The 5,896-nt window shown below is 54.4% G+C and carries 4 protein-coding genes; 3 read left to right on the forward strand and 1 reads right to left on the reverse strand.

Translation table 11 applies throughout. The annotated features are described in order from the left end of the window. Positions 1-308: 308 nt before the first annotated feature. Positions 309-518 carry a hypothetical protein gene (locus QZP87_RS09105; protein WP_291322604.1) on the forward strand — a complete coding sequence of 70 codons (210 nt, stop codon included), beginning with the start codon at positions 309-311 and terminating at the stop codon, positions 516-518. A 17-nt stretch (positions 519-535) separates the two neighbouring features. On the opposite strand, the gene QZP87_RS09110 is transcribed toward QZP87_RS09105, so the two are convergent. Further along, positions 536-2,044, reverse strand: coding sequence for an NAD(P)-dependent oxidoreductase (locus QZP87_RS09110; RefSeq protein ID WP_291322605.1), 1,509 nt, complete (start codon positions 2,042-2,044; stop codon positions 536-538). A gap of 585 nt (positions 2,045-2,629) precedes the next feature. Here QZP87_RS09110 and QZP87_RS09115 point away from each other — a divergent pair. Further along, complete coding sequence (locus QZP87_RS09115; RefSeq protein ID WP_291322606.1) at positions 2,630-4,126, forward strand: SDR family oxidoreductase; 1,497 nt, start codon at positions 2,630-2,632, stop codon at positions 4,124-4,126. 61 nt (positions 4,127-4,187) lie between these two features. Further along, a complete protein-coding gene (locus tag QZP87_RS09120; protein ID WP_291322607.1) occupies positions 4,188-5,681 on the forward strand; it encodes an SDR family oxidoreductase in 1,494 nt (497 codons plus the stop codon). Positions 5,682-5,896: the final 215 nt, after the last annotated feature.

The raw sequence follows: 5,896 nt of genomic DNA on the forward strand, positions 1-5,896 counted from the left end.
ACAGGCACTTTTGCCGACCTCAAACCGTAAAACGGCCGGACTATCCGGCGGCAAAAGAGCCAGTCCCCTTCCAGATTGCTAAACAGATACGGTGAGAGCCAGACCCCGCAGGTCAATAAATTAGTTTCGCTGTAGTGCTAAACAGGTACCCAAAAAAATAAGTGCGGGGAGAATCTGCCCCTGCCAACAAAAAAAGTGTCCATGTTGTGACAGAACAATTTTCACAGCCGTTAAGTATTGACTAGCTGCCCGGTTTTCAAATAAGGTTATAAGTAGCTTTAAACGTCGAACCTCAAGAGGTGTTGTTTATGAAAACATCGAGGCTTTTTTTCGCCCTGCTGCTGGGTGCCCTGCTTGCTTTTGGAACCCTGGGCTGCCAAGACCCCTCCGAGATCGAGCCAGAAAACGGGGAAAAGCCCACAGTTGAGGAAAAGGTACCTGAGATCCCGGAACAAGAGAAAGCTGCCAGGGACTTAGATATTGTGCCTGCACCGGAAATACCGGATCCCGCTCAATAAGGCTGTACCGCCAGGCCTTAATCCCGCAGGGAGTCGAAGTCAGCCAGATAGTTGTCGGTATTACTGTGCATGTTTTCCAGCAGCGCCTCAGGGTCATTCTGGAACGTCCGGGTGCCGGGAGCAGTCTGCAAAAGTTCCTTATCCACAATTGGTATCAGGTTGTAATGCTGCCAGCGGGCCACGTAATATTTGACTATGTCCGGCAGTTCGCTGAAGATGGTCACCTCCGGGTCGGGGATGCCGAAGCTTGAATTGCGAAGCCTTTCCACGGACAGAATCTGGCTTTTGTAAAACTTGTCCAGAAACATAAGTTCCTGAGGCAGACGACCGTCAAACCCCAGGGGACGAAGCATCCGCAGAAACAATTTCAAACTGGAACGGCCAAGCCTGGCGAAGGGGTAAGGTACGTATAATTCCCGGGGCTTTTTCAGGCCCAGGGCTTTTTTTACCTCCAGCACCAACCGGCTCAACTCCACCGGTTCCGGGTCCACAAAGTGAAAAGTCCTGCCGGTGTATTCCGCCCGGTTTTCCAGAATATGATGTACAAATGGTCCGATTTTCTCGGTATGGGTATAGGAGTGTCTTATCCCGGGCCGGGTCAAAAGAAACATCATGGACTGGGTGGCGATGGAAAACAGCAGGCGTTGAAATCCCTGAATCTTGTGGTCATGTTTTCCATACACAACTCCCAGCCGGATTATGGTGCAGTCCAGCCCCCTGGTCTCGTGCAGGTGCCTCAGGGTGATATCGGCCATGAGCTTGGAACGGGGATAAAACGGCAGAGAGGTGGACAGCGGTAACTGCTCGTCTTCTGTAACATTTTCACCCATGGGTTGCAGTGCTGCCGAGCTAAAATGGATAAAGGGCACCCTGAGGGCCATGGCAGCCCTGGCCAGGTTGATGCTGCCCAGATAATTCACTTCGTAGGCCAGCTGAGCTCCTCCGTCCAGGGGGGGTATGGCGCAGTTGATGATAAAGTCCGGACGATAGGTGCTCAGATAGGAGCTAATGTCTCCGGGTACTCTCAGGCTTAGCCGTTTGCTGTTGGGGGCCAGAATCTCAAAAGAATCGCCATACCTGGACTTGAAGTAGTGCATCAGGGTCCCGCCGATAAAGCCCGAACCTCCCACAATCAAACCCAGGCGCTTTATTCTGCCGGTTATTCTGCCGGCCTCCATGAGTTTTTGAAACAGGTTGACCGTATCCAGAAAAGAGTCTTTTTCTTCGCTCAGGACCTGCTGATAAAACATGCAGTGACGGCATTTGGTAATGGTCTGAGCGTACTGGCCCTGGACGCTTCCTCCGGAGCATGTGCCTGCAACCACCCAGCAGGCGCGTCCAGCCTGCCGGCCTCCGTGAACCCCGTCCAGACGGTTTTCTCCGGCTGCGGGACAGAGGTTTTCTTCGTCAAGCCCCTGACCAGGTCCCCTGCCGCACTGCATGACATCCCAGCAGTTGGAATTTGACGAATCCGCTTTCGGAGTGGTCTCTAGAGATTTCTTTACAACCAGGTTTTCCCTGTTCATGTGTCTTCCTCGGGATTGTTTATTACCACTACAGCAAAACTTATTTATTAACCTCCGGGGACTGGCTCTCCCCGCACTTATTTTTTAAAACCTGTCAATCATCCTTCAGAAAAATAAGTGCGGGGAGAGCCAGTCCCCGTGCCACATGCAAAGCGCTAAACAGATAAAAATTTAGAAGTTTCGCTGTTGTGTAATCACTGCATGGCAACTGTCAGTAGATTACAAGCGTATCCAAGGGTATCTGTTCAGCTGCAGATCTGAATGTCTAGGGAATTCATTGTAGCTTATTGTTGCCTGACAGGCAACACTTCAGCCGCTGCAGCTTCTGCTGCTCCCGACAGTTTGCCAAAGATCAGCTTTTGGGGCATATTCAGCAGGTCAAATCAATCATGAAGCGCGGCTTATTGTTGACAGACCCGGGCTAGCACGCCAGGTATCAGACAGCGCTTTTCATCGTGGAATGTGACCGCCCCGCATCTGATTAAGTGAGTTACTCCTCTTGTTTCGAAATTTGTGCTAAGCGCCTTATGTTCCCCGCCTCTGCAGGCGTAAAGACTATCAACATGTATTTATTCGGGGGGATACATGGACAGCAAACCAATTCTTGTCACCGGAGCCTCAGGCTATATCGGCAGCAGGCTTATTCCCATGCTTCTTTACAAGGGATATCCGGTCCGGGCCATGGTGCGCTCCCGGTCCAGGCTGGACTGCAAGACCTGGATCAATCACCCCGGGCTGGAAGTGGCCTGTGCCGACCTGATGGACCCCGCTTCCCTGGGCAGGGTCCTGCAAGGTTGCAGTGCAGCCTACTACCTGGTGCACTCCATGAGCAGCAGTGTGCATGACTTTTCGGCGGCCGACCGGAAAGCAGCCGTCAATATGGCCCGCATGGCTGAGCAAAAAGGGCTTCAGCGAATAATATATCTAAGCGGGCTCGGCGAGGACAGGCCCAACCTCAGCAAGCACCTGCGCTCCAGGGCCGAGGTGGGCAGGATACTTCAAAAAAGCGATGTACCCACCACCATCTTTCGCTCGGCTGTAATACTCGGGTCCGGAAGCGCCTCTTTTGAACTCATCCGCTTCTTGAGCGAAAGACTGCCTGTAATGCTGACGCCGGCCTGGGTTCGCACCAGCTCGCAGCCCATAGCTGTGAGCAACGTGGTGGAGTACCTGGCCGGGTGCCTGGAAAAGCCCCAGACTGCCGGGGGCACATTTGATATAGGAGGTCCGGACATCCTGAGCTACGAGGATCTTTTCCGGATCTATGCCCAGGTAACCGGTCTGCACCGCAGGATTCTTATCAAGGTGCCTTTTCTGACCCCCGGACTGCTGGCCTGGTGTGCTGAAAAAATAACTCCGGTTCCGGCGGCTTTGTCCGAGCCCCTCATTGAAGGCATGCGCAACCCCGTTGTGTGCAGGGATAATTCCATCCGTGAAATTATTCCTCAGAAGCTGCTGACAGTGCGTCAGGCCATGGTCCGCTCCATGCAGATCCTGTGCCGGGACCGCATCCAGGCCGACTGGACCGGTGGGGATCGTCCCAACCCGGCAGAATGGTATGCTTGCGGAGATATCTATTTTGCCGCGGGTTCCAAGCTGCAGTCATCGTTTCGAGTGGTCCTGCAGGGCAGGGCCTCTGATTTCTGGCCCCTGGTGGAGCGTATCGGAGGTTCCAACGGCTGGTACGGTACAGATACCCTGTGGGGTATCCGCGGGATCCTGGACCGCCTGGCCGGGGGATATGGTCTTCAGCAGGGACGCAGCAACCAGTACAAGCTTATAGCAGGCGAGCTGGTGGATTTCTGGAGAGCACTGGAAGTAAAGCCTCCGCACACTCTCCTGATGCTTTCCGAGATGAAGCATCCCGGCGAGGCCATGTTGGAGTTTTACCTCCGGGATCTGCCAGGGAAAAGAGTGGAAGTGGTGCTGACTGTACGCTTTTTGCCCCGGGGACTGGCTGGGGTTTTCTACTGGAATATTTCCCACAGAGTGCACCACCTGGTCCTCAGGTCCATGCTGTTCAACATGGTCCGGGAATCCGGACTGCCCCTGCTGAAGGGGCCTGTAATCACTGATGACTGACCCCGGTGTCTCGACTTAATCACTTCAGGCTGCCGGGCCAACACTGCAACTCAGGATATGTATGAGCCACAGACCCATTCTCGTAACCGGTGCCACAGGCTACATAGGTGGCAGGCTGATTCCGATTCTTCTGGAAAAGGGCTACATGGTCAGGGCTGTAGCCCGGTCTGGCGGCAAGCTTGCCTGCAGGCCCTGGGCCGGCGAACCTGGGGTGAAGACTGTGGTTGCCGACATGCAGGACCTGTTGGGCCTCAGGCGGGCAGCCAGGGGCTGCAGGGCGGCTTTTTATCTGGTGCATTCCATGAAATCCAGGACATCGGACCAGGAGCATGAAGATAAGTCAGCTGCTGTAAACATGTCCAGGGCAGCCTCCAGCGAAGGTCTGGAGCGCATAATATATTTAAGCGACCTGGGGGAAGACAGCCGGGAAGCATCCCGGCACCTGCAGCTGCGGGCGGAAGTAGGCCGCATTCTGCAATCCGGCAAAGTTCCGGTAACTATTCTTAGGTCCTCGGTAATTCTTGGATCGGGCAGCGCTGCATTCGATCTCATCCGCTATCTGGTGCAGCGGATGCCTGTAATCCCGGCCCCCAGGTGGATAAATACCCTGTCCCAGCCCATAGCGGTGCAAAACGTACTCCAGTACCTGGCCGGATGTTTGGAAAAACCTCAAACATCGGGTAAGATCTATGAAATCGGCGGTCCCGAGGTGCTCAGTTATGCTGACCTTTTCAAGGTATACGCCAGGGAAGCGGGACTCAAAAGGCGCCTGATCATCAGGATGCCGGGGCTTGGTTCCCGTATTCTGACATACTTTGCACACCTGATCACTCCCATACCTGCCAATATGGCTGAGACAATCATTCAGAGCATGAAGGACAAGGCGGTGTGCAGGGACCAGGAAATCAAGGCACTCATCCCGCAGGACCTTTTAAGCTGCAGTCAGGCTGTTGCAGCGGCCCTGAATACCGTCAACCGCGACGAGGTGCAGACCTGCTGGATGGATGCCGGTCACCTTGAGGCCCCGGAGTGGATTATGCGCGGGGATGTATCCTATGCCGACTCTACTGTCCTTGAGTACGCGCAGAAGGTCGAGATCCGGGGAACTGCCCGGGAGCTGTGGCCGTTGCTGGAAAATATCGGAGGGTCACGGGGGTGGTACGGAATGGATTTTTTATGGCGTATCCGGGGGGATATGGATCGCCTGGTGGGCGGGCCCGGGCTTCGCCGGGGACGCAGGGACCAGTCCCGGCTGATGGTGGGTGATGCCCTGGATTTCTGGAGGGTACTACGTTCTGAACCGCCGTATGTCCTGCTCCTGCTCTCGGAAATGAAGCTGCCGGGGGAGGCCATGCTGGAGTTCAGGCTGAAGGAGGTGGCACAAGACAGGGTGGAACTGGTCCAGACAGCCAGACTTCTGCCCCATGGTCCGGCCGGAATACTCTATTGGTACCTTACATACCCTTTACATGGTCTGGTATTCAGGAGCATGCTCTTGAACATGGCCCGACGTTCCGGGCACGAAGTGCTCAAAGGACCGGAGACTGACTGCTGACACCTGCAACTGCAAAAAAACTTTTTGCAGTCGCATCTGTACCGCTCAAAAATGATCCTTAATTGATAAGGTTTGATTGATGCTTACCTTGCCTTTAGGCGCTTAGCACAAATTTCGAAACAACATGTTGTTTCATTTTCAAAGAAAGCCAGGAGGTTTCGCCCACGGAACACACGGAAGGGCACGGAAGTTTTACCTCTCGTTCCCAGGCTCCA

Source organism: Desulfonatronospira sp., from assembly GCA_003563255.1.
In the GTDB taxonomy this organism is placed as follows: Bacteria; Desulfobacterota; Desulfovibrionia; order Desulfovibrionales; family Desulfonatronovibrionaceae; genus Desulfonatronospira.